The organism is Candidatus Vesicomyosocius sp. SY067_SCS001 (assembly GCF_014706615.1).
Taxonomy (GTDB): domain Bacteria; phylum Pseudomonadota; class Gammaproteobacteria; order PS1; family Pseudothioglobaceae; genus Ruthia.
Genome location: NZ_CP054877.1, coordinates 912,983 through 938,369, shown reverse-complemented (window position 1 = coordinate 938,369; position 25,387 = coordinate 912,983). Strand labels below are relative to the sequence as shown.

Annotated in this window: 22 protein-coding genes and 1 tRNA gene; 16 read left to right on the top strand and 7 right to left on the bottom strand. The window is 30.6% G+C overall.

Annotated elements, in window-relative coordinates:
• Positions 1–611 precede the first annotated feature (611 nt).
• Positions 612–1,379: an exodeoxyribonuclease III gene (locus tag HUW60_RS04505; RefSeq protein WP_190600886.1), complete on the bottom strand. Its 768-nt coding sequence runs from the start codon at positions 1,377–1,379 to the stop codon at positions 612–614.
• 28 nt (positions 1,380–1,407) lie between these two features.
• On the opposite strand from HUW60_RS04505, the gene pyrE reads away from it, so the two are divergent.
• Positions 1,408–2,031 (top strand): orotate phosphoribosyltransferase, encoded by a 624-nt coding sequence (gene pyrE, locus HUW60_RS04500; protein ID WP_190600338.1) that lies wholly within the window; start codon positions 1,408–1,410, stop codon positions 2,029–2,031.
• 509 nt (positions 2,032–2,540) lie between these two features.
• On the opposite strand, the gene HUW60_RS04495 is transcribed toward pyrE, so the two are convergent.
• Positions 2,541–2,630, bottom strand: a tRNA-Ser gene (locus HUW60_RS04495).
• A gap of 121 nt (positions 2,631–2,751) precedes the next feature.
• Here HUW60_RS04495 and rpmB point away from each other — a divergent pair.
• Together rpmB and rpmG are read left to right on the top strand one after the other, a co-directional pair.
• A complete protein-coding gene (gene rpmB, locus HUW60_RS04490; RefSeq protein ID WP_190600337.1) occupies positions 2,752–3,003 on the top strand; it encodes a 50S ribosomal protein L28 in 252 nt (83 codons plus the stop codon).
• Positions 3,000–3,155: a 50S ribosomal protein L33 gene (gene rpmG, locus HUW60_RS04485; RefSeq protein WP_190600336.1), complete on the top strand. Its 156-nt coding sequence runs from the start codon at positions 3,000–3,002 to the stop codon at positions 3,153–3,155. The genes rpmB and rpmG overlap by 4 nt, the downstream gene beginning before the upstream one ends.
• A gap of 53 nt (positions 3,156–3,208) precedes the next feature.
• Here rpmG and HUW60_RS04480 read toward each other — a convergent pair whose 3' ends face one another.
• On the bottom strand, positions 3,209–5,794 hold the full coding sequence (locus HUW60_RS04480; protein ID WP_190600335.1) for a bifunctional aconitate hydratase 2/2-methylisocitrate dehydratase: 2,586 nt from the start codon (positions 5,792–5,794) through the stop codon (positions 3,209–3,211).
• A gap of 121 nt (positions 5,795–5,915) precedes the next feature.
• Between HUW60_RS04480 and purB the strand changes: the two genes are divergently transcribed.
• The 3 genes from purB (at position 5,916) to rimM (ending at position 8,192) form a co-directional block, all read left to right on the top strand.
• Entirely contained in the window at positions 5,916–7,292 is a 1,377-nt protein-coding gene (gene purB / locus HUW60_RS04475; RefSeq protein WP_190600334.1) for an adenylosuccinate lyase, read from the top strand.
• 63 nt (positions 7,293–7,355) lie between these two features.
• Positions 7,356–7,631: a 30S ribosomal protein S16 gene (gene rpsP, locus HUW60_RS04470; protein ID WP_190600333.1), complete on the top strand. Its 276-nt coding sequence runs from the start codon at positions 7,356–7,358 to the stop codon at positions 7,629–7,631.
• A gap of 36 nt (positions 7,632–7,667) precedes the next feature.
• Positions 7,668–8,192 (top strand): ribosome maturation factor RimM, encoded by a 525-nt coding sequence (gene rimM / locus HUW60_RS04465; RefSeq protein ID WP_190600885.1) that lies wholly within the window; start codon positions 7,668–7,670, stop codon positions 8,190–8,192.
• 34 nt (positions 8,193–8,226) lie between these two features.
• Here the strand turns inward: rimM and HUW60_RS04460 are convergent, their stop codons facing one another.
• The 3 genes from HUW60_RS04460 to truA form a co-directional block, all read right to left on the bottom strand.
• Positions 8,227–8,817 (bottom strand): carbonic anhydrase, encoded by a 591-nt coding sequence (locus HUW60_RS04460; protein ID WP_190600884.1) that lies wholly within the window; start codon positions 8,815–8,817, stop codon positions 8,227–8,229.
• Positions 8,818–8,884: 67 nt separating this feature from the next.
• Positions 8,885–10,828 carry an SLC13 family permease gene (locus HUW60_RS04455; protein WP_190600332.1) on the bottom strand — a complete coding sequence of 648 codons (1,944 nt, stop codon included), beginning with the start codon at positions 10,826–10,828 and terminating at the stop codon, positions 8,885–8,887.
• A gap of 259 nt (positions 10,829–11,087) precedes the next feature.
• A complete protein-coding gene (truA, locus tag HUW60_RS04450) occupies positions 11,088–11,831 on the bottom strand; it encodes a tRNA pseudouridine(38-40) synthase TruA (RefSeq protein WP_190600331.1) in 744 nt (247 codons plus the stop codon).
• Between the two features lie 521 nt (positions 11,832–12,352).
• On the opposite strand from truA, the gene HUW60_RS04445 reads away from it, so the two are divergent.
• From HUW60_RS04445 to HUW60_RS04405, 9 genes are all read left to right on the top strand, one after another.
• Positions 12,353–13,111, top strand: a complete 759-nt coding sequence (locus HUW60_RS04445; RefSeq protein ID WP_190600330.1) for a biotin--[acetyl-CoA-carboxylase] ligase — start codon at positions 12,353–12,355, stop codon at positions 13,109–13,111.
• Positions 13,112–13,549: 438 nt separating this feature from the next.
• Positions 13,550–14,272 carry an LPS export ABC transporter ATP-binding protein gene (gene lptB / locus HUW60_RS04440; RefSeq protein WP_190600329.1) on the top strand — a complete coding sequence of 241 codons (723 nt, stop codon included), beginning with the start codon at positions 13,550–13,552 and terminating at the stop codon, positions 14,270–14,272.
• 37 nt (positions 14,273–14,309) lie between these two features.
• The gene (gene tsaD, locus HUW60_RS04435) at positions 14,310–15,335 is read left to right on the top strand and encodes a tRNA (adenosine(37)-N6)-threonylcarbamoyltransferase complex transferase subunit TsaD (protein ID WP_190600328.1); all 1,026 of its coding nucleotides are present in this window, start codon (positions 14,310–14,312) and stop codon (positions 15,333–15,335) included.
• Between the two features lie 2,052 nt (positions 15,336–17,387).
• On the top strand, positions 17,388–18,119 hold the full coding sequence (gene hisA / locus HUW60_RS04430; RefSeq protein ID WP_190600327.1) for a 1-(5-phosphoribosyl)-5-[(5-phosphoribosylamino)methylideneamino]imidazole-4-carboxamide isomerase: 732 nt from the start codon (positions 17,388–17,390) through the stop codon (positions 18,117–18,119).
• The gene (locus HUW60_RS04425; protein ID WP_190600326.1) at positions 18,109–18,405 is read left to right on the top strand and encodes an RnfH family protein; all 297 of its coding nucleotides are present in this window, start codon (positions 18,109–18,111) and stop codon (positions 18,403–18,405) included. The genes hisA and HUW60_RS04425 overlap by 11 nt, the downstream gene beginning before the upstream one ends.
• A 38-nt stretch (positions 18,406–18,443) precedes the next feature.
• Positions 18,444–19,292, top strand: a complete 849-nt coding sequence (locus HUW60_RS04420; protein WP_190600325.1) for a CorC family transporter — start codon at positions 18,444–18,446, stop codon at positions 19,290–19,292.
• Entirely contained in the window at positions 19,292–20,035 is a 744-nt protein-coding gene (locus HUW60_RS04415; protein ID WP_190600324.1) for a sulfite exporter TauE/SafE family protein, read from the top strand. Before HUW60_RS04420 ends, HUW60_RS04415 begins: the two co-directional genes overlap by 1 nt.
• A gap of 7 nt (positions 20,036–20,042) precedes the next feature.
• Complete coding sequence (locus HUW60_RS04410) at positions 20,043–21,362, top strand: metallopeptidase TldD-related protein (RefSeq protein ID WP_190600323.1); 1,320 nt, start codon at positions 20,043–20,045, stop codon at positions 21,360–21,362.
• The gene (locus tag HUW60_RS04405) at positions 21,362–22,543 is read left to right on the top strand and encodes an FAD-dependent monooxygenase (RefSeq protein WP_190600322.1); all 1,182 of its coding nucleotides are present in this window, start codon (positions 21,362–21,364) and stop codon (positions 22,541–22,543) included. The genes HUW60_RS04410 and HUW60_RS04405 overlap by 1 nt, the downstream gene beginning before the upstream one ends.
• Positions 22,544–23,083: 540 nt before the next feature.
• Here HUW60_RS04405 and HUW60_RS04400 read toward each other — a convergent pair.
• Positions 23,084–23,641, bottom strand: a complete 558-nt coding sequence (locus HUW60_RS04400) for a 5-formyltetrahydrofolate cyclo-ligase (RefSeq protein WP_190600321.1) — start codon at positions 23,639–23,641, stop codon at positions 23,084–23,086.
• Positions 23,642–23,971: 330 nt separating this feature from the next.
• On the opposite strand from HUW60_RS04400, the gene dbpA reads away from it, so the two are divergent.
• Positions 23,972–25,360 carry an ATP-dependent RNA helicase DbpA gene (gene dbpA, locus HUW60_RS04395; protein WP_190600320.1) on the top strand — a complete coding sequence of 463 codons (1,389 nt, stop codon included), beginning with the start codon at positions 23,972–23,974 and terminating at the stop codon, positions 25,358–25,360.
• Positions 25,361–25,387 lie beyond the last annotated feature (27 nt).

The window sequence follows — 25,387 nt, the reverse complement described above, 5'->3', positions numbered from 1 at the left end:
TTATTTGTATCTAGAATAAATAGGATAAAATTTCTTATGATAGTAGGATGAATAGAATATTTAGGCTTAGGTTAATAAGGTTCATTTTTCTTTGGTAAGTTATACTTACTTTATAAATTTTTTATGTCTAATTAATCAAAACATCTCAATGTTACATACAATTAATACAGATATAGAGTTATTCTATATTAATATTAGTGTTAAGTAGTCCCAATTAGATTATTTGTATATAACTTAATTATGTAGACTTTAACTATCATTGACCTATGTTATATTTAAATTTGAACAAGCTATTTAAATTTGAACAAGCTATTTAAATTTGTAATAGATGGAAATAGTACGTCATAAATGATCGTTTAAGCAATAATTTAACGATGTTGAATTAATCAAAAGAGTTGATAATTTTGATTAAATTAATGTAATTAACTAGTATTTAATACTGTTACTTTTCCAAGTAATCTAGTATTTAGAAATGTTTAAAGTTCAGATGTAGCAAGATATAGATAGTGTTGAATTAGAGTGTCTTATCTTTTATCGTTGTTTGTTTATTTATCTTATTTAAACTATTAGAAATAATGTATTTGATGCAGATTTGTTATTATTGACGTTTGTCATAGTTGATAATCTATAATAATTGGTGCATGGTCTGAAAAACGCTTATTTTTATAAATATTAGCATTTTTAACTTTACCTTTAAGATTTGGAGTTAGAATTTGATAATCAATACGCCAGCCGATATTATTCGCCCATGCTTGTCCTCGATTGCTCCACCAAGTGTATTGATTATCTTTTTGATTGACTTCACGAAATCCATCAATAAAGCCAACTTTAAAAAACAACTTATCCAGCCAAGCGCGTTCTTCTGGTAAGCAGCCTGAATTTTTTTGATTGGCTTTCCAATTCTTGATATCTCTTTCTTGGTGTATAATATTCATATCACCACAAATAATTACCTTACGTTCGCTTATCTTAAGATCTTGTAAGTAAGGCATAAATCGTTCATTTAAAAATTCCATTTTTAAATCTTGGCGTGTTTGTTTGGCACTACCTGAATGTATATAAATTGAAATAACTGAAAATTTTTTGAAGTTAACTTGAATAAATCGTCCTTCAAAATTAATATCTTTCCATGGACTTTCTTTAATGACTTGAATGGGTGTTTGTTTGGTAAAAATTGTCGTGCCAGAATAGCCTTTCTTTTCGGCAGGTTGATAATAGCAATGGTATTCTTTTGGATAAAATCGCTCATCTAATTGATCTTCTTTTGCCTTGATTTCTTGCAGACAAACTACGTCTGCATTTTGAGTTTTTATCCAATTTAAAAAACCTTTTCTTTCGGCGGCACGAATTCCATTGACATTAGTAGTTATAATTCTTATCATTGGAACTATTTTATAGGAAAATTAAATGGAACAGTATCAAGAAGACTTTGTAAAGTTTATGTTGAATAGTGGTGCGCTTAAGTTTGGTAATTTCACCTTAAAATCTGGTCGAATTAGCCCTTATTTTTTTAATGTTGGAGTGTTTAATACTGGGCAGTATCTTTCTCAATTGGGAAAATTCTATGCTATAGCGATTGAGAATAGTGGCTTAGATTTTGATGTTTTATTTGGTCCATCTTACAAAGGTATTCCACTAGTAACGGCAACAGCTGTGGCATTTAATTATATTTTTAATAAAGACGTGTCTTATAGTTTTAATCGTAAAGAAGTAAAGACTTACGGAGAAGGCGGAGATATTATTGGTCATCCACTTGAAGGTAATATTTTGATTATTGATGACGTAATCACAGCAGGTACCGCTATTCATGAGGCGGTGGATATTATTAAAGCAAATGGCGCTACTGTTAAAGGCGTGATTGTGGCAGTTGATCGCCAAGAAAAAGGTAAGAGTGGACAATCTGCTATTCAGGAAGTTGAGCATAATTTTGGTATTTCAGTATTCAGTATTATTAATTTATCGAATGTGGTGGATTATTTAAAACAAAGCAATAATTATGCGTTAATTGATCGTATTGAAGTGCAGAGATAATTATGGTTTAAAATGTTAACTATTATTTTTCAGCTATAATTCTATTATTAGATTAAGGACTATCGTTTCTTTTTTTGATTTAAACTTAATATAAGCTATGATATTAAGTATATTAATGTTTAATTTGTTTTGTAATACTAAGTTTTGTTTAGTTTTTTTATTTTAAATGATTTGTGGTGTAATAAGAGAAATATTGCTTTGATGATAAATATTTGTTTTTTGTCTTTATTTTTAGTGTATGCAAATTTGTCTTACTAGACAAGATAATCCAATAGTTTATGATAAATATCATCTAAAAGTATAAAAATAATTATTACTTTAATCATATCTTTAATGTTAGTGCAAAACAATAATAGTTGTTTCATAAAAGTAAATTTTTTGGTATTTAGCAGGTAATATACGGGACGTGGTAAACTTTTTGTAAGAATAGTTAATAAAAGGTTATTTTATTAAGACTAAATAAATGTTGTTTTAATATTTAGTGAGTGTAGTATATTTCGCGTTATTCATGGTAGAGGGATAGGGATTTGAACCCTAGAAGGGTATTAGCCCTTGCCGGTTTTCAAGACCGGTGCATTCAGCCACTCTGCCATCCCTCCGACATTGGTGTATGATACCGTCTGTTTGGTTAATAGTAAATAGATTTTTGTATAATTTACCTTTGAAAGTTGAATAATTTTAAGATATAATTCATGTCTTTTAGATTTTTGATGGTGAGTTATGGCAAAGGTATGTATGGTTACGGGTAAGCGACCAATTAGTGGTAATAATGTATCTCATGCGAATAATAAAACGCGTCGTCGTTTTTATCCAAATCTTCACAAACATCGTTTCTGGGTAGAAAGTGAGAATCGTTTTGTTAAGTTGAAGTTATCAGCTAAAGGATTTCGTATTATTGATAAAAAAGGTATCAATATTGTATTAACCGAGATTCGTACACATCGCGGAAAGTTTAAGGAGTTAAGTTTATGAGAGAGAAAATTAAATTAGTGTCATCAGCTAAAACAGGTCATTTTTATACAGCCACTAAAAATAAACGCCTCCATCCGGAGAAGGTAGAAGTTAAAAAATTTGATCCAGTTGTTAGAAAACATGTGATGTATAAGGAAGTTAAGATTAAGTAGCTTTTCTTAATCAAATATTAGTGAATAATTTTTTCTTTGGAATTTTTTATTGATTATTCATTTAAGATATTTTTTAGTGATAGATTATTTATCTCTTCTTTATATTCTTCTAATTTATCAAAATTTAGATTTTGATAAATTTGTTCCTCTATTGGTTTAATGTTCTTTATTGCTAGTTGATATTCTGTGTTTGTTGGGATATATCCTAGTTTTGCAGTAATTGTTGCCACTTCAGCAGAAGATAAGTAAACGTTTGTATTATTTCCTAAGCGATTAGGGAAGTTACGTGTTGAGGTAGATACAACTGTGGCATTGTTTTTAACTTGTGCTTGGTTGCCCATACATAAAGAACAGCCGGGAATTTCGACGTGTTTAGTTAGTTTATTAAATATATCATATACACCTTCTTCTTTGAGTTGCGCTTTATCCATTCTGGTGGGTGGTGCGATCCATAATTTAGTTGCTAGATTTAATTCATTTTTTAATAATTGTGCAGCCATTCTAAAATGACCAATATTAGTCATACAAGAACCAATAAAAACTTCATCAATTTTGGTGTTAGCTAGTTCTGATAGAGGTTTGACATCATCTGGGTCATTTGGACATGCCAAGATTGGTTCTTTTATTTCATCAAGATTGATTTCAATAATGGAAGTATATTCACAATCTGAATCTGCTATTAGTAGTTCTGGTTTTTCCAGCCATTTTTGTATTGCTTGAATGCGTCTAGCGAGAGTTTTTTTATTTTCATAGCCTTTATTAATCATTGATGATAATAAAGCAATATTAGATCTTAAGTATTCTATAACAGGTTCTTTATTTAGTTTAATAGTGCAACCATTAGCAGAACGCTCAGCTGAGGCATTGGCTAGTTCGAATGCCTGTTCTACTTTTAAATTGTTCAGCCCTTCAATTTCTAGAATACGCCCTGAGAAAATATTTTTTTTGTTAGATTTATCAATGTTTAGTAGGTTTTTTTGTATAGCTGTGTATGGGATTGCATTGACTAGGTCCCTTAAGGTAATTCCTGATTGTATTTTACCGGTAAAACGTACCAAGATAGATTCAGGCATATTGAGCGGTAACACGCCAAGTGAAGCACTAAAAGCAACTAGTCCAGATCCAGCTGGAAAACTAATACCAATAGGAAAGCGTGTATGAGAGTCTCCACCTGTTCCTACTGTATCAGGCAATAGCATGCGATTAAGCCATGAGTGGATAATTCCATCACCTGGCTTTAGTGATACACCACCACGTGAGTTCATAAAATCAGGTAGTGAGTGTTGCAATTCTAAATCAATAGGTTTAGGATAAGCGGCTGTATGACAAAAACTTTGCATGACTAAATCTGCTGAAAATTCAAGACAAGCCAATTCTTTTAGCTCATCACGTGTCATTGCTCCTGTAGTGTCTTGTGAACCTACGCTAGACATGCGTGGTTCACAATAAGTGCCTGGATAAATGCCATTTACCCCACAAGCTTTACCAACAATTTTTTGTGCTAGTGTGTAACCAATATGACTTTGACTACTACTTTGTTCTTCTGTCCTTTTACGTAATGTTTGTGGTCGTAAAAAAGTAGTTGAGATAGGTAAGTCAAGGTCTTTACGAGTTTTATCAGTTAAACCCCTGCCAATAATAAGTGGGATTCGACCACCTGCACGTACTTCATCAGTCAGTGTAGTTGGTGAAATGACAAAAGTTGAAATAATCTCATCTTTGCTATTAGTAATTTTTCCTTCAAATGGATAAATTGTTATTTTATCACCCATTCGCATTTTACTAACGTCGCACTCAATTGGTAAGGCTCCAGAATCTTGTGCGGTATTAAAAAATATTGGTGCAATCTTACCACCCAGTATAATACCACCACTTCGTTTATTAGGTATGTAATTAATATCATGACCAATGTGCCAAAGTACTGAGTTAATAGCAGATTTTCGTGAAGATCCTGTGCCAACAATATCACCAACAAAGACTAATGGTAGGCCTTTTTGTTTGAGTTTTTTAATTGTCTTAAGCGGGTTATTCATTTTTTTAATTAACATAGATTGCGCATGTAAAGGAATATCTGGGCGTGACCAAGCTTGAGTTGCAGGTGATAAATCATCTGTATTAACTTCACCTTCAACACGAAAAACTGTTAATTTAATTTTGTCAGATAAGGGTATTTTTTTGTTAAACCATTGTGCATCTGCCCAACTCTGTACAACGTTTTTAGCGTAGAAATTAGTTTTAGATTTATCCATAATAGTCTGATATGCCTCATAAATCAATAAGGTACTTGCTAGTGCTATTTGTGCATTTTCTCTTGTAGTATCAATATCCAATAGTTTAATTAAAGGCTTAATGTTATAACCACCCATCATAGTACCTAACAGAAAAGTAGCATGCGCCTGAGAAATGCTATTACAAGTTTGATCTCCATTGGAAACACTACTTAAAAAATTGGCCTTTATATAAGAAGCTTCATCAACACCAGGTGGTATCTGATGGGTGAGTAAATCAAGATAAAAAGGTGAATGATCACCTTTGATTAAATGCTTAATTACTGATTCAGTTTGTTGTGTATTTAAGGCAATTGGCGGTAAATTATTTTGTTGGCGTTTATTAACATGTTCAAGATATACAGATTTCATCTGAGTTCTCATATAAAATAATAAAGTATATAATTTTATCATTTTATTTCTGTATCTTTTTTCATATCATAATCTTATTTTTTTATATGATGAATAATTAATTTTTATACCAAATAGTCTTATGAAACTCACTGAATTAACAGCAATATCCCCTATTGATGGTCGTTATTTTGAAAAAACTGAAATACTAAGTTCTATTTTTAGTGAGTTCGCCTTAATTAAATATCGTGTTTTAATTGAGGTGAAGTGGCTACAAGATATGGCAGATAATATTGATATAAAAGAAGTATCTTCTTTTAGTCAAGAAGCAACTAAGTTTTTAGATGATATTATTACTAATTTTTCATTGATTGATGCTCAAAAGGTTAAGATGATTGAACATACAACTAACCATGATGTTAAAGCGGTTGAATATTTTTTAAAAGATAAGATTAAAGAAAATAGCGAGCTTGAAGCGGTTAGTGAGTTTCTTCATTTTGCTTGCACATCTGAGGATATTAACAACCTGTCATATGCGCTTATGTTGTTAGAAGGACGTAATGTAATGCTAATTAAGATGCGTGAATTATTATCACTCATTGCTAAATTGGCAGAAAATAATGTCTCAATTTCTATGTTGTCTCGCACACATGGACAGACAGCTGCTCCTAGCACTTTAGGTAAGGAGATGGCTAATTTTGCTTATCGTTTAAAAAGACAAATAGAGCAGTTAGAAAGTGTGAAAATTATGGGTAAATTTAATGGATCTGTTGGTAATTTTAATGCACATATTTGTGCTTATCCAGATTTAGATTGGCAGTATATTTCTCAGAATTTTATTGAAAGTTTTGGTGTTAATTATGCTATGTATACTACGCAAATTGAACCACATGATTATATCGCAGAGTATTTTCATTCTATTAATCGTTTTAATACAGTTTTGATTGACTTTTGTCGTGATATTTGGGGTTATGTTTCTCTTGGTTATTTCAAACAAAAAATTATTACTGGAGAAATAGGTTCATCTACCATGCCACATAAAGTCAATCCGATTGATTTTGAAAATGGTGAAGGTAATTTAGGTATTGCAAATGCGATTAATATGCATTTAGCAGATAAGTTGGCGATTTCACGTTGGCAGAGAGACTTATCAGATTCAACTGTACTTAGGAATTTAGGTGTTAGTTGTGCACATTGCTTGGTAGCGTATGCAGCTATTATTAAGGGTATTGGCAAGTTGCAGAGTAATAAGGCTAAATTAACTCAGGATTTAGATAATTCGTGGGAGGTATTGGCTGAGCCAATACAAACGGTTATGCGTCGTTATGGCATTGAAAATCCATATGAGAAACTTAAAGATCTAACTCGTGGCAAAACAATTAATGCACAAGTGTTGGTAAAATTTGTCAAAGATCTTGATATACCAGATGAAGCTAAGATAACCTTGTTTGAGTTAACACCTATGACTTATACAGGCGATGCACAAAAATTAGCAAATGCAATAAAAAAACTGATATAATAATTAATCTTATGCCGTAATGTATAAGTATATTATTATATGATATAAATTAGGAATAAAACCATGGTTAAAATTAGACTAGCTCGTGGTGGAGCCAAGAAAAAACCTTTTTATTCAATTGTAGCAACAGACTCTAGGAGACGTAGAGATAGTTCTTATATTGAGCGACTTGGATATTTTAATCCAGTTACCCATGGACAAGAAGTTAGGCTTATTATCGAAGAAGCTAGGTTAGCATATTGGACATCAAAAGGTGCTCAAATTTCAGATCGTGTTAAGCGGCTTGTCAAAGAGTTTAAAGACCAAGGTATTGCTGTCAAGTTAGCAAAAAATCTTTGATTTTATCTAAACTAATAGCATAATCAGTAGAACTCGCTGAGTAATTCAGAGTCTTTAATATCTAATAATCAAAAGCTATTAATCGGAAAGATTAATGGGTTTTTTGGTGTTAATGGCTGGGTTAAAGTTTTCTCCCATACTCATCCAAGGGTGAATATTTTATCCTATCAACCGTGGTATATAAATGTCGATAGTCATTGGCAAACTTTAAATATTTCCCAAGGTCGTGTGCAAGCTAAAACTATTGTAGCACAAATCAAAGATATTTTTGATAAAGAACAAGCTAGAGTCTATATAGATACTAACTTGTATATTGAAAAATCACAATTATTAAGACTAAAAGCAGGTGAATACTACTGGAATGATTTAATTGGTTTAGAAGTAGTTAATAAAACACAAATTGTTCTTGGTAAGGTTCTTAATTTAGTTGATACTGGTTCGAATAGTGTACTTATAGTTAGAGGTGTAAAAGAGCACTGGGTGCCTTATATTTCTCCATTTTTAATACAAGTGGATATAAATAATCAAACTATTTTAGTTGATTGGGATGAGAATTTTTAAACAACTTGGTTTCAATCACAAAATCTTAAGAAAATTAAGTCAGGAACTGAACCATACCTGATGTTAAAGAATAGTTGGCACCTATAATCCTTAGTTTATTACTCTTAATAGATTCTTTAATCACTGTTGATTGGCTTTGTAATTGTTTGACAGAATTAATAATATTAACTTTAACAGCTCTGTTTATTAATTCATGATTGGGTAAATCTAAGTTAATTAAAGGTAAGATTGATGGTTTTATTCTATCAGTAATAGAGTGAAGACTACTTGATAAATGTGTTTTATTTATACATTCATCAATGGTTGCGTTAATAGCACCACAGTTAGAATGTCCTAGTATAACGATTAAGACTGTTTTAAATTTTGATATTGCAAACTCAACGCTACCCATTTGTGATGGTGCTACTATGTTGCCTGCAATACGAATAATGAATAAATCTCCAAAATTTTGGTCAAAGATAGTCTCAATAGGTACTCGTGAATCAGAACAGCCTAATATAATTGCGAAAGGTTCTTGATCTTGTATATTCTTTATATGTTTATGTGGAGGTAATTGATGATGCAATACAGTAGTGCCATCAATAAAACGTTGATTACCATCAATCAGTCTTTTTTTTGCTTGTATTGAATTTAAATTTTTTGTCTCGTTAAGAACGTTTCTCTCTACTTAAGTTAAGGGTTAGAGTAATTAATTAAAAGATGATGCTCATCATTGACATCATCACAATGATAAATAGTACTGTCATAAGGCCGCCTGCTTTGATAAAATCTGCTACTTTATAACCACCAGGACCCATAATTAAGGCGTTCACTTGGTGAGTAGGAATTAAAAATGAGTTTGAAGTTGCAATAGCAACTGCTAGTGCATAAACTGCAGGATTTTCGCCTACTTGAATAGCAATATTAACGGCAATAGGTACTAAGAGAATAGTTGCACCTACATTAGACATGACTAATGTAAAGAAAGTTGCCAATATTACAATTGAGGTTAATATGACCCAAGGTGCCATATCTCCAACTACTTTAACTGTTTCTTGTGCAATCCATAGGGCAGTGCCAGTTTTTGACACAGCCATGCCTAGTGGAATAAGACTGGCTAATAAGAATACTGTTTTCCAAGAAACTACGCGATAAGCTTCTTCTATTTTAATAACACCAGATAAAATCATACCTAAAGCACCAGTCATAAGAGCGATAGAAAGTTTAATATCTGTAAATAAGACTAAGAAAAGCGCAATGACAAAGAAAATACTTGCCCATTTGATTTTCTCAGGTCGGTATTCTTCCTGTCTTGGATACTCAGAAGTAATAACAATAAAATCAGGATTTGATTGTAGTCTATCAAGGTCAATCCAACGTGTATGGACAATTAACGTATCACCAGATTGAAATGGTATATTACGAATACCTTCACCTTCTTGCATGGTTTTGCCGCCACGATGTAGGGCTACCATGGCGATTCCATAAGTTTTTCGTAACCATACGTCTCTAGCGCTTTGATTAATGAGAGAAGAATTAGGTGGGATAACAATTTCTGCTGTGCCACATTCTTGTGTGGATAGTAAATTGGAGAATTTTTCAATTGTGTCTGATAGTTTAAGATGAAATTCTTGGACAAAAGTATCTAAATGCTCTTTTTTTGTTAAAACACCTAAGGTCATTTGGGGTTTAATTGCAGTACTCCTTTCAACTGAATGATGCCCAATAAATGTTTCTCCTTCAATGGTCTGAATTGCGATGATTCTAATTTTAGCAGTTGTTTCAATATCATCAAGCATCATGCCGATTAATTTTGAATCTGTAGGAACATTAACCTCAAATAAATCATAGTCTATATTGTAAACTTTATGAAAGTGTTCAATGGCGGATACAGATTCTGACTGTTCTTTTTTAGTTACAGGTAAGACAAACTTTCCAGCAATAACGAAATATATAATACCTGTTATGACTAGTGCAATACCTATTGGTGTGACAGAGAATAAACCCCATGTGTTCATTTCCTGTCCAACTTCTAGTCCTTGGTTAGTGGTTAAAATTAGGTCATTAAGTAAGATTAAAGGGCTAGAACCTACCATGGTTATTGTGCCGCCTAAAATTGCTGTAAATCCCATTGGCATTAATAATCGTGACATCGGAATGCCTGAACGTGATGAAATACGACTTACAACAGGGATAAATAATGCAGCCGCACCAACGTTCTGCATAAAAGATGATATAAATCCAACAGTAGAAGATATAATTGGAATCACTCTTGGTTCAGAGGTGCCACCTATTTTAAGAATAAAAGTAGCAACCTTTCCCATTAATCCTGTTTTATCTAAACCTGCACCAATAATCATAACTGCAATAATTGACATAACTGCATTAGAAGAGAATCCATCAAATAGTCTTTGATTGTCAACTAATCCTTCTTTTAGTCCCATTAAAGTATAAATCCATGGTAAAGAACTTAGCCCTAAAATAATCATAATGGTAATAGCAGCTTCATCAACCTCTACCACTTCAAAAGCAAATAAGTAAATTGTTAATACGAGAACACCCAACATCCAAGAAATAGAAGTAGTTGGTGCAATTGTTGAGAGCCATACGGCAAAAATAGCAAAAATAATAGCTGAAATATTTTTTTTATTGAACATGATTTTAATTTTAAAGAGTGTACAAAATAATAAGAAAATTATACCATAATCATAACATTACTAATCACTGCTAATAAGTGTTACTGATTAAAAATATCTGTTTTTAAACCTAGTGATAGTTATTTTCTTCTTACAAGTAATTTTTTGAGTAAGCCTGTTGTTTGTGCAAATTTATTTAACATATATTTTTAATAAATTCATTTGTTGATTGCTTTATTAATATATTAAATGTGATGTTTAAACGTTATCCTTCTTAGCATTAAAGATTTTTATAAAAAGCTTTAATAAAGTAAAGTCCTTGTGGTGGTGCGGTAGGTCCGGCCTGTTTTCGTTGTTTGCTATTCAAAACCTCTCTCACCCATTCAATGGGTTTTTCTCCTTTACCTACTTTTAGCAGTGTACCAACGATATTGCGTACCATATGGTGTAAAAAGGCGTTGGCTTTTATGTTTAGTAAAATATTATCATCATTCTTGGTTAGTTTTATAAATTCAATGGTTTTAATGGGGGATTTTGCTTGGCATAAACTTCCTCGAAAGGCTGAAAAGTTATGTTTTCCAGTTAAATATTGCCCGGCTTTATTCATTGCTATTATATCCAATTTTCTTGGTTCCCATAATGAATGAGTTGCTATAATAGAAGAACGGATTTTTGTGTTATGTATTTTATAATTATATTGTCTGCTGATAACACTAAATCGTGCGTGAAAATTATCATCAACGGGCTTTATCCAAGTGAAGTTAACATCACTTGGCAGGTTAACATTGCCACCAAATAGCCAAGCCTTATTTTTACGCTTGATGTTAGTTTCAAAATGAATAACTTGGCAGGTGGCGTGTACACCAGTATCGGTTCTACCAGAACAAAACACTCTCACAGGTTGATTGGCAACACTTGATAAAGCTTGTTCTATTACTTGTTGTACAGTCCTAATGTTAGATTTTTGACACTGCCAACCGTGGAAATGTGTGCCTAAGTATTCAACTCCTAATGCTATTTTCATGATATAATGTGTCAAATAAATATATTTATTTTAAACCAATTAAATTGGTTAGTATGAAACATGAATGAACATTCATCAATGTTTTTGGTTTTTTGTATGATAGTACCTAAAGTCTTCTAGCTTAACCTGAAACAGATTCCATATGAAGTAGACTAGTAGGTTAAGTTTAGAATTTTGTTTAGTAAGTTACTTTTTTTGGTTTAATTATTTGAATCAGGAGTGGATAGAGTTTGCTATTAATCCCATGATTATAAGCTGGTTGATATGAAATGGATACAGAATATGGACTCTGTAATAGAGTGTTTTTATTACTAATGCTATTTATTATTAATTATAGGTATGACTAGTTTTTGTATTAAGCAAATTGGATATAATCATCAAAATATCATTTCTACCCACTTTTTTTTGAAAATGGACATATAACAATAGTTGATAACTTAGAAATTTATTAAAAATAACCTTTGGAGTTGCTAAACGTAAATTTATAAAAATTATAACTTAGTTAAGATTTATTATTCTGCTTGAATACCTATAATTATACAAATCTATCAAGTTGTTTGAGTGATGATATTCAATGTTTTGTTTTTGATTCAATATCTAGCACTAACGATTATCTAGCCCAGTTAGCTTTTTGTATGAAAACGCAAGTTTGCGTTACTTCTGAGCAAACTCGTGGAAAAGGCCAATATAATAGGAAATGGTTGAGTCAGAAAGATTCAAGTATTATTTTATCAATACGTCGTGTTTTTCTTAGTAGAATTTTATTAAGCGGATTGAGCTTAGTGGTTGGTCTTGCATTAGTCAATGTGTTAGAAAAATATGGTGTTTTTGATTTGAAACTCAAATGGCCAAATGATCTTTATTTTAAGGGTAAGAAACTAGCAGGTATTTTAATTGAGAATTCACTTCAAGGTGATTATCATTCAGTCATTATTGGTTTAGGACTAAATGTTGATTTTAATGAAGATTTTCAGTGTGAAACACCTTGGATAGATTTAAAAAAAATAATTTTAATACCGATTAATAAGTTCCATTTAAGTAAAAATTTAATTAACAAGATATTAGAATATCTGGATATTTTTGAATCAAGTGGTTTTGATGAGTTTTATAACCAATGGTCTAAAATAGATTATTTATTAGGTAAGCAGGTTAAGCATACAAATAAAATGCAGTTGTTTAGCGGTACTTGTCTTGGTATCAATCACGAAGGAGTTTTGTTAGTTGAAACTCAATATGGCATTAAACTGGTTTATTCATCTGAATTTTTACATCTTTGTTAGTGTTGATTGAATGCGGTTTTTAGTTTATTATTGTGTCTATTATTGAAATATTTTTTTAATTAAAAAATCTTTTAGAATAATTTATGATTAACTAATATCTTATAGTAATGTTACTTCTATAGAGTGTGATAATTTTCTTACTCACTTTAGATAAAATTATTAATCATTTTAGTAAAAAATCTATTTTAATTTTAGTTAATTTTTCATTTGTAACCGAGTTATCTTTTTAGGATTTTGATGTTTTTGATGTTTTTAAATATATTCATATTATTGTAACCAGAAATATTATTTTTAATGTGTTACTCTTTAGATTTTGTTTTAAATTAAGTTTTACTCAATATTAATAGTAGTGTTTTGTATTCTAATATTTACGTATTCTTGTTTATTATTTGGTGAGGTTAATGACTAGAACTGTTAAAAAAATTAATATTTGTTATTATGACTAGTAACGCTCTAATAATACAAAATATTAGTAAATCTTATTCAGGTAGGACTGTAGTTAATAATGTGTCATTTTTTGTGAAAAGTGGTGAAGTAGTTGGATTGTTAGGTCCAAATGGCGCAGGAAAAACTACTTGTTTTTATATTACTTGTGGCTTAATTAAGGCAAATTCAGGAAAGGTATACTTAAACAATAAGAGAATTGATCATTTACCAATGCACAAGCGTGCTGATTTAGGGCTTAGTTATTTACCTCAAGAGCCTTCTATTTTTCGTAATCTTTCTGTGGAAAACAATATTATGGCGGTGTTACAACTAAACTCTAATTTTGATAAAATACAGAGAGTACACAGATTGGAGAAATTATTAAGAGAGTTTAGTATTGAACATATTCGCCATATTAACGGCGTTAGTTTATCTGGCGGTGAAAGGAGAAGAGTAGAAAGTGCTAGGGCGCTAGCAATGAATCCAAAATTTATATTGCTTGATGAGCCATTTTCAGGAGTTGATCCAATTTCTGTAGTAGATATTCAAAAAATTATTTTCTATTTGAAAGATCAAGATATTGGCATCTTAATTACGGATCATAATTATCGTGAAATGCTAGATACTTGTAATAACTCCTATGTATTACATAATGGGGTTATTATTGCAGAGGGTAGTAAAGAACAAATTCTTTACAATGAAAGGGTTCGTGAAGTTTATTTAGGAGGGGTATGATCCTATCTTTACAATGTACATTCATTAGGATTAATAAATGGCTAAACTTAACTTTATTACGTTAGGGATAGAAAGTTCTTGTGATGAAACAGGTGTTGGATTATACCATTCTGAGTTTGGCCTTATTGGTCATCAATTATTTTCATCTGTTGAAATCCATAGCGAATATGGTGGCGTGGTTCCTGAGTTGGCATCGCGTGATCATATTCAAAGAATATTACCTTTAATTAAAACAGTTTTAACAAATGCAAAGTTTACCTTACAAGATTTAAATGGCATTGCTTATACAGCTGGACCAGGTTTGGCAGGTGCGCTTTTGGTAGGAAGTGCGTTGGCTAAATCTTTAGCTTGGAGTTTGGGTGTTCCGTCTTTAGCTGTACATCACATGGAAGGACATTTACTAGCACCTTTATTAGAAGAGTCTCAGCCTAAATTCCCTTTTGTAGCTTTGTTAGTTTCAGGTGGCCACACTATGTTAATTGATGTTAAGGCCATTGGCCAATACAAGATTTTAGGTAAGTCCTTAGATGATGCAGTAGGCGAGGCTTTTGATAAAACAGCAAAAATTTTAGGTTTAGGTTATCCTGGTGGTCCTGCTTTAGAAAAGCTTGCTAAACAAGGCAATACTAATACTTTTAAGTTTCCACTTCCAATGGTTGACCGTCCTGGGCTTGACTTTAGTTTTAGTGGTTTAAAAACGTTTGCACGTAATACCTTTACTAAACATCCTAATAAAAAATCAGATATTGCTAAATCTTTTGAAGTTGCTACTACGCAAATACTTATGATTAAGTGTAGAAGGGCATTAGAGAAGACTGGAAGAATAACACTTGTGGTTGCAGGTGGCGTTAGTGCAAATTTATCTTTGCGTAAGGAACTTAACCAAATGGGTAGAAAAGTGGGTGTAAATATCTTTTATCCAAGGCAAGAGTTTTGTACTGACAATGGTGCTATGATAGCTTTAGCTGGGCATTTTCGCTTAAGCCATGGACAGTGCGATATCAATTATGAAATTAATATTAAGCCTAGATGGAGTGTAGAAGAATTGAGTCAAATTAAATAAATTGTTTTCTGTGTGTTGATTAAGTCGTGATATATCACATTGGTAACCATTGAAGTGTATATCTAAGAGGTTTACTTGCTAGAGTTTCCGAGAATTGGTTTGTCTGAAAGAGCGATACGTAGAAGTAAAAATTATGTGTGTAGTAGATTTATGACTTTAAAGTTTAAATCTGTTACAAAATGGATGATTGTTGTAAGTTTACTATAATATAATTTTCACATTACTACTGGATTGCTACTGGATTTTGAATAAATTAAATAAGATGTTGACTTTAGCTTATTTAAATTTTATGAATGATTGGGATTAGATGGATCATTTTTATACAACTTATATCACTAGTTAATATTGTAATTTAGTTAAGCCAGTCAAGTATCTTACAAAATCAATTCTTGTATTATAACGTTTATTGGTTGGTAAGCTATTATTTATACATGTAAATTTATTTAATAGTTAGTTGATTGACAATAATAATCCTTTTGAGTTAAGAATTAATATCATGCTAAGCTAAATATGTACTTGAAATTATTACCATAAGTAGTGGGTATAATTTATTGTTAGTCAACCTATCTTCTTCATGTAGAACTATTTTTATAGAACATTTATTTTTAATCATGCAAGCATAGTACTGCTAAAGTATTTAAAACTTACTTAATTACTAACAAATCCATAGTTCTTTCAACTAAAGATTCATTTATCTTGCGTTATTTAATAAATATTTTCCCTGTAAATTTTTAGCCTATTAGTGTAATTAATTACTATTATTTCGGATAATGATCCTTAAAATAATATAAATTAGAGAAATGGTTAGAATAATCAGCTGAAAGTTATTGATTCAATATAACTATGATGATAGTACGATATTCTATCTTGAAGTTTATAATGATGTTTGATTTATCTATTAATTCCTAATATTAATAATATTCTTTAACACTCTTACTCGAAAGCAAAAAGTCATTACTGTAGTTTGTTATGGTTTAGTTTGTTTTTATCAGTAGATACTATTATAAAATAGAAAATCATTACTTGTTGTAGGTTTCATGACAGGTCTTATAAATGAAGAAGAATATAGTAGCTAAGCAAGAAAAAATATGCCATTTCTTAAGAAGATGGATTGCTGAAAATAATATAAACTATATTAAGTTTGATGATAACATTTTATGTTAAGTTTGATGATATTATTTATTTTGAATGGTAACTATATCTGGAAATTTTTTTATAGAGGAGCTAGCATAGCTGCTATTTTTATAAATTATATATATATATATTATTATATATATAGCAAAATGATAAAGTACTAGATTAATAACAATTTAAAAGGTTTAACAATATTTTCAAAGAAGCAAGCTAAATTGCTATTAATTATAGGGATAAAACCTAGCATTAGAAGATTAGTTTTTATTTTAATAAAAGAGTGGTTAAATTAACTATTTCTTTTGTGAATGGTACACATTTAATTTATTCTTTATTATTAAACTATAACAATCTCTTAAATGAGATAAATTGGATACTTATTTGCTGCTATATTCTGGAGTAAGAGGTAGTTTATATACTATGTAATTTACATAGTATATTACTAATTGTTGCTGATTTTTATAATAGCAAATTTACTTTTTTAACTTAGAAAAGTTTCATTATTGTTGTAAATATTATGTTAATTTTTGATTTAAATAGAGTATGTAAATACAGTTAATGTAGTTTTAGTGTAAATAAAATCTTATATCACAAATATCTTAATTAAATTAATATAGGTTGTTACTTGAGTATATTAACATAGTGTTAAATATAAACTTCCTATTGTTAATAGTAGGTAATATAAAATATAAAATCTAAAATATATTTAGAATAGTAAAACTTATATAGAAAGATAATTAACTAAAAGTTATAATATGAGAATAGAAGAATAAGGAAAATAAATGTCTATTAAAATGTATAGATTAATAATCTGCGCTTATCTATTAGGGTTTATTATCAAACTTTAAAAGTGGTTAGTATATCAATCAGTATGTTGGGTTAAAGTGATTGGATATTGTTAATACAATAATTAAGAGAAATATGATTGTTATTCCAGCAATAGATTTAAAAGATGGACAGTGTGTTCGTTTAAGGCAGGGTTTGATAGAGGATACGACGGTATTTTCTAGTAATCCTATTGAAATGGCAATGCAGTGGGTGGAGCAAGGTGCGCGTAGGTTGCACTTAGTGGACCTTAACGGTGCATTTGAAGGAAGGCCTGTTAATGCAGCTAGTGTAACTGAGATTGTATCGGCATTTCCTGATTTGCCAGTTCAGATTGGTGGTGGTATTCGCAATATTAAAATTGCTAATACTTATATTGAAGCAGGAATTAGTTATTTAATTATTGGTACAATGGCGGTAACAAACCCTGAATTTGTATCTGAATTGTGTCGTGAATTCCCTAATAAGGTGATTGTAGGTTTGGATGCAAATAATGGTTTTGTAGCGACAAAAGGTTGGGTACAAAAAACGAATTTAAATGTGGTAGATTTATCTAAAAAATTTGAACAAGATGGGATTAGTTCTATTATTTATACAGATATTGCACGTGATGGAATGATGCAGGGAATGAATGTTGAGGCAATAGTTAATCTTGCTAAGCAAATTTCAATCCCTATTATCGCGTCAGGAGGAATTACTAATATAGAAGATATTATTGGATTATTAACCGAGGTACATTTTGGTATTATGGGTGTGATTACTGGTCGTGCAATTTATGAAGGTACGCTTGATTTTAAACAGGCACAACAACTTTGCGATGAAAATTGAGGTCGTGTATGCTTTAAGAGATAGGCAAACTTTGCTTGAATTAGAAATAAGTGAAGGAACAACTTTACAGCAAGCAATTAAGTTGTCTAATATATTGAGTATATACCCAGAGATTGATCTTATTAAACAAAAAACTGGTATTTTTGGTAAAATTGTTAACCTTGACAAGGTGCTTAGGGAAAAAGATAGGATTGAAATTTATCGTCCATTAATTGCTGACCCTAAAGTCGTACGTAAGGAGAGGGCTGCACAAGGAAAAATGATGCGTAGTGGTAAAAAAACTTGAACTTTGTTAAAATAATTCTATAATTTATATAGGTGTTAATGAATAAAGAACAATTTTCACTAAAATCCTTCTTTTTACAAAGACTTAAAAAACGTTGCCTGCATATACCGCTACGTTCAAGTGACGAACTCTTGAAAATGCTTAAAGAAGCGGAGGAAAATTATATCATTGACTCTCATTCTCGCTCAATTATTGAAGGTACAATGCAACTTGAAAAGTTAGAAGTTCGTGATGTAATGGTGCCAAAATCCAAAATGGTGATGATTGAGCATCAATCAACCACTAAAGAATTACTTGATATTATGATTAAATCCTCACACTCTAGATTCCCTATCATTAATAGTGATAAAAATAAAATTCAAGGTGTAATTTTGGCTAAGGATTTGCTTGGGTTTTTAGCAGAAGAGCAGAACTTTGAGTTTAATTATAAGCAATATTTAAGAGACTCTCTTTTTGTACCAGAAAGTAAAACCCTTGGTGCATTATTAAGAGATTTTCAACAAAAAAAATCACATATGGCAATTGTGATGGATGAATATGGAGAAATTGCAGGTTTAGTAACGCTAGAAGATGTATTAGAACAAATCGTAGGAGAGATTGAGGATGAACATGATTTGGAAGAAGATAATATTATTGATTTTGGCGAAGGTAGATTTGTGCTTAAGGCTAATACTCCTATTGAGGAATTTGATGAGTTTTTTAAGGTAAAATTACAAGTTGAGAATCTTGATACAGTAGCTGGTTTGGTAATTAAAGGATTTACTCGTTTGCCTGAGCAAATGGATGAAATATCGTTACAAGGTTTTAATTTTAAAATTTTAAAAACTGATTCTAGACGTATTCATTTACTTGAAGTAGAACGTTCTATGAATGGTAACAATGTTTAATGAGTATTCTTATTAGTGTGTTTCTAATGGGACTATTAGGTGGAGTGCATTGCCTAGGAATGTGTGGTGGTATAGTGGGTATGCTTAGTGCTGGGCTTGACCCAAAAGTTAGGAATAATCCAAAAAAAATAGTACTTTTTCATCTAAATTATAACCTTGGTAGAATTTTAAGTTATGTACTAATAGGTGCTATTTTTGGCTTAGTTGGAATGATATTAACTCAAGTCTTACAAATGAGTGTGTTTGATAAGGTTTTGCGAATATTCTCAGGCATGTTGATGGTGATGGTTGGGCTATATATTGGTAACTGGTCATTCAACATTCAAATATTGGAAAAATTTGGCGCTAAATTTTGGGTAAAATTACAGCCATTAACTCAACAGTTCTTACCAATTAAAAATCTTAGAAGTGCATTTTTTATTGGTTTGTTATGGGGAGGGGTTCCTTGTGGGTTAGTTTATGGAGCACTTAGCTTTTCTATTCTATCTGGTTCTATGTTTGAAGGCGGTTTAATTATGTTGTCATTTGGACTAGGGACGTTGCCAAGCTTGTTGTTAATGTCAGGTTTATCTACTCAGCTGGGTTTTTTAATCCAAAAACCTTGGATTCGGCGCTTATCTGGTTTGTTGATTATTATATTGGGAATCATAGCGCTATGGATGCCGATTCAATCTATGGTATTTATGGGTATATATGATATTATTCATTTTTCTAAGCTAATATATTTTTATTATTTGGTATAATTTCATTATGTCATTTTCACTAGAAAATACTGCACAATTTGCTATTGATTTATTAAAAAAGTATGATATTACTGATTATGAAATTTTTTTAAGTTCAAGCTCTGGCGTTTCCACTGCTATTCGATTGGGTAAAATTGAAACTTTAGAACATCATTTAGATAAAATGTTTGATATTAATGTTCATATGGGTAATAAAAAAGGACATGCATCTAGTGTTGATTTAAATAAGAATGGTATTGGTAGAACTATAGAATCTGCTTGTCTAATTGCTAAATATACACAAGAAGATCTATTTAATGGCTTGGCACCAAAAGAGTTAATGGCGTTTAATCCTCCTGATTTAAATATGTATTATCCGTGGGATTTAGATCCGACCCATAGTGTTGATTTAGCTAAACGTTGTGAAACAGCTGCGTTAGAGCAAAAATATATTGATAGTTCAGATGGTGCTGAATTATCAAGCTTTCAAGGCAAGGATTTATATATTAATTCACATGGTATGATGGTGGCGCAACAAGGTACTAAGCATTCATTACATTGTTCTATTATTGCTAAACAAGGTAGAGATATGCAAAAGGCTTATGAATATACAGTAGCATTGGATAATTTTGATCTAGAGTCGCCAGAAGTAGTAGGTAAAAAGGCAGCAAATTTAGCTGTTAATAAGCTTGCTTCAAGGTCTTTAGAATCAAGAAAATGTCCAGTTATCTTTACACCACGTTTATCTGGTGAATTGTTTTCACAATTAATGGGTGCATTAAATGGCACTCGACAATATAAAAAATCAACGTTTTTATTGGATAGTATTGATCAGTTAGTAATGCCTAGTAGTATTAGTTTATTAGAAAAACCACTGGTTAAGAAAACTATTGGCTCTAAAGCATTTGACCAAGATGGCGTGCTAAAAAAACAACAATATTTTGTTAAGAGCGGTCAGGTTCAAAGTTATATTATGGGACAATATTCAGCTAATCAGTTAGGTCTTAAAACTACAGCAAATGCAGGCGGTGTGAATAATGTTATGATTGAACATAAATTTGAAGGTGGTCTTAATGAGGTAATTAAAAATATGCACCAAGGTTTAGTTGTAACTGAACTGATGGGTCAAGGTGTGAATGACACAACTGGTGATTATTCTCGTGGTGCTTTGGGTTTTTGGGTAGATAATGGTAAAATTCAATATCCAGTATCAGGTGTTACAATTGCTGGTAATCTTAAAGAAATGCTATTAGGTATTGAGCACATTGGTTCGGATATTGATTATCGTAATAATATTAAAGTTGGTTCTGTTCTGATACAGCAAATGACTATTGCAGGAGCAGTGTAATGAGTTCTGTAAATAATTTACGATATGATATTGTTATTATTGGTGGTGGCATGGTGGGACAGGCATTTGCCTTATCTATGATTAATAAAGGGTTAAAGATTGTTATTATTGATCCTAACTATTTTAATCCAAAATTACAGGATAAGTATCATACACGTGTTAGTTCAATTACACCTAAATCAGAAACGTTATTAAGAAATATTGGTGTTTGGAGGTTAATTAAGCGTAAATATAAGTTTACCGATATTCATATTTGGGATCAGAATTCTCATGGTAGTTTAGATTTTCATAGTCAAGATGTAGATATTAATCAATTAGGTTATATTATTGAAAATGATGCTATACAATCTGCAATGTATACAATATTAGAGAAAACTAGTGTTGAGTTTATTTGTACAGAACTTACCGCTATCAATAAAATTGATAATGGTTATCAGGTTGATTTGAATAGTAATCATAGAATAACGTGTAGTTTATTAGTTGGTGCAGATGGTGCTAAATCAAATGTTAGAGAATTAGCAGGTATTGAATTTAGTGAAAATAATTACCAACAAAAAGCTATTATTTGTAATATTGAATCCTTAAAAAGTTTTCAGAATACAATTTGGCAACGTTTTTTATCAGATAGTATTATTGCTTTACTTCCTTTAAGTGATAAACAAGCATCCATTGTTTGGTCAGCAGAAAATAATTTAGCTGATGAGCTTATACAACTTTCAGTTAAGCGGTTTGCCGATAGACTTTCTAAAGGTGTTGAATATAAATTTAGTCGATTTAAAGTTGTTAGTGATATTAAATCTTTTAAGCTCATTGAGCGTAGCTCACAAGATTATATAAAACGTAATTTAGTATTAATTGGTGATGCTGCGCATAATATTCACCCTCTTGGAGGTCAGGGGGTTAATTTAGGTTTTTCTGATGTTATTGAATTATCACAACAAATACAAGCTAATCATAAACCTTTAGGTGATTATTTAGTATTAAGAAAATATGCTAGATCCAGAAGATTAAACAATGAACTTATGGCAAAGACTATGACTGGACTTAATTGGATTTATAAAGAGAATAACGAACCACTTAGATGGTTGCGGGGTTTTGGCATGAATTTAATTAATGAAAGTAAGACTTTAAAGTCTTACTTTCAAAAACAAGCTTCAGGAAATAAACTATTTAATATTTAGTATAGTTCCTTTTAAAAAATTAGTTACTACAACACTCTCTCTTACTAATGCTTATTTTTTAGAAGATATAGAAGTATAAAGAATATTATTAATATTATCAATTATTTCTTACAAAATGTAAGACCCACTTAAACACTTGATAAGTCTTACAGGTTTAATAAATAATTAATATTTTGATTTTTATAGCAACTTTAAAATAATCTTAGAAGATTATGGAAGAATTAGTGTTAATGTTTCATTAGGTTAATTTTTATAAAAGAACAGTGCTACTGATTTAGTATTTTTATTTTTTAAAAATAAACTGAAATAAATTTAGCCGCAGAATATAATACTGATAAGAAAAATTAAAAGATTCTACATGCTAGACCGTAAAATCAGAACTTATTGTTTTATATTGGTATAAAAGAGTTGTATTAATTTAAACTAAATATTTAGATTTGATAAAATAATCAGAGTTGAATATGTAAGAATATTAATGTAGTTATAAGTTAGCTGGAAGAAGCTAATATTAATAGTATAAATCAAACTATTTTCATATTTTTATTTATTGTAAATTTTTGTTGGTGTTATGATTGCATCAAGTGTTACATCCCAAGGGTTGGTGTTGAGCTTATCTACTTTTTGGCAATCAAATGCTAAACCATAAAGTTTTGGATTTTTATAATTTTGTTGGTATTTTTTGAAGGCAAAGGTGTGGTCATAAAAACCACTACCCATTCCAATTCGGTTTTTATTTTTATCAAAACCAACTAGTGGTACGAAGATAATATTCATTTGTTTAGTGGTTAAAATTTGAGTGTAAATAGGCTCTTTAATGCCAAATATATTTTTTTTAAAAAACTTATTAACTTTTGCAAATTTAAGTTTTTTACCAATTAGTTTTGGTAAATATATACTAAAATTTTGTCTTTTTAAGAAGTTAGCAATATATTTAGTGTCAATTTCACCATCATTTGGCAGGTAAATAGCAATTTTTTCTCCACGTTTAAAAGTGGTTAATTTTTGTGTTTGAAATAATAAGAATTGGGCAAATTTTTTTCGATCGTTGTGATTAATAGTGTGTCTTTTTTGTCTAAGTGTGAGTCTTAATGCTTTCATAATAATAATTATAACTTTTTCATAGGTATTGTGTTATGCTAAAATTGAATCATAAGATGCAAGAATAAAATTTGAAGGTTATTTTGGTATTTTTATTTTAAAATGGTCTAGTTAAATAGTAAGCTATATTGTTTTTGGTGTATTTATTTATTAGTTTAGAGAATATAATAAATTATAAATATAATATATAAGAATTATTTTAATTTTTTTAAAAAAATATATTTTTATAGAGTATTTAAAATAAATAAGCTTTTATAAATTATTGGTATAAGAGCTTTAACATAAAAGATTGGCGTAAAATTTATTCTGTATTAATTAACTTTTATTATTTTGAATACTACTGATTTTTCTTCATTGAAGTTACATCCAAATTTGTTAAAAAATTTAACGATTTTAGGTTATGATTTAATGACACCTATTCAGGAGTTGAGTTTACCAATTATTCTATCTGGTAAAGATGTGATTGGTCAAGGTAAGACAGGTTCAGGTAAGACAGTAGCATTTAGCTTAGGTTTGTTACAAAAACTTGATGTTAAATTGTTTAAAGTGCAATCCATTGTTTTGTGTCCAACTCGTGAGTTGGCTAATCAAGTAGCTGTTGAAATTCAAAAATTAGCTAGAGTTATTAATAATATTAAGGTTGTGGTGTTGTGTGGCGGTATGTCTTTTGAAATTCAAATTGGTTCATTAAGACATGGTGTGCATGTTGTGGTTGGTACGCCTGGGCGTATTGAAGAACATTTACGAAAAGGTACGCTTAAATTGGGTTATGTTAATACATTAGTTCTTGATGAGGCAGATCGTATGCTAGATATGGGTTTTCAAGAATCTGTTGACAATATTATTAAAACAATACCTACTAATCGACAAACCTTATTATTTAGTGCGACCTATATAGATACTATTATAAATATCACGCAGCGCGTGATGAGGTCCCCTGTTATGGTTAAGGTGCCATTAATACATGAAAGATCAACTATTAAGCAATATTTCTATGAAATCAATACAGATAGTGAACGTATGATGGCTTTGAGACTTTTGTTGGCAAAATATAAACTTGAATCTAGCTTAGTATTTTGTAATACTAAGCTAGATGCACAAAGAGTTTCTAATGAGTTGGCTTATTATGGATTCTATGCATTAGCTATTCATGGTGACCTTGACCAAAGAGAACGAGATCAGGCGTTGATTAGATTTTCTAATAAAAGTGTGTCTATTCTCGTGGCAACTGATGTGGCAGCCCGGGGTCTAGACATTGACTCACTTGATATGGTGATTAATTTTAACATTGCTCATGATGATCAAGTTCATACACATCGTATTGGACGTACTGGTAGAGCAGGTCATTTTGGGATTGCTTGTACTTTGTATAGTAATAGAGAGACCTATAAACTTGATACATTAAAATTAGTTTATGGGGATAATATTAGTCAAGATTCATTACCAGGTAAGCATTATCTAGATAACCCCATTCAAAAACCATCCATGATAACCCTAAAGATAGACGGTGGTAAGAAACAAAAATTACGTCCAGGTGATATTGTAGGTGGATTAACTGGGAAAAAAAAGGAGATTGCTTTTAATCAGATTGGAAAAATTAATGTGCTTAGCCAATGGTCTTATGTTGCAGTTAATTCAAAATTGGTTAAAACGGCATTAAGAAAGATAAGATATGATAAATTAAAAGGAAGATCGTTTAAAGTGAGAGTTCTTTCATAGAAAAAATATTTGTTGTTTAATAAACAC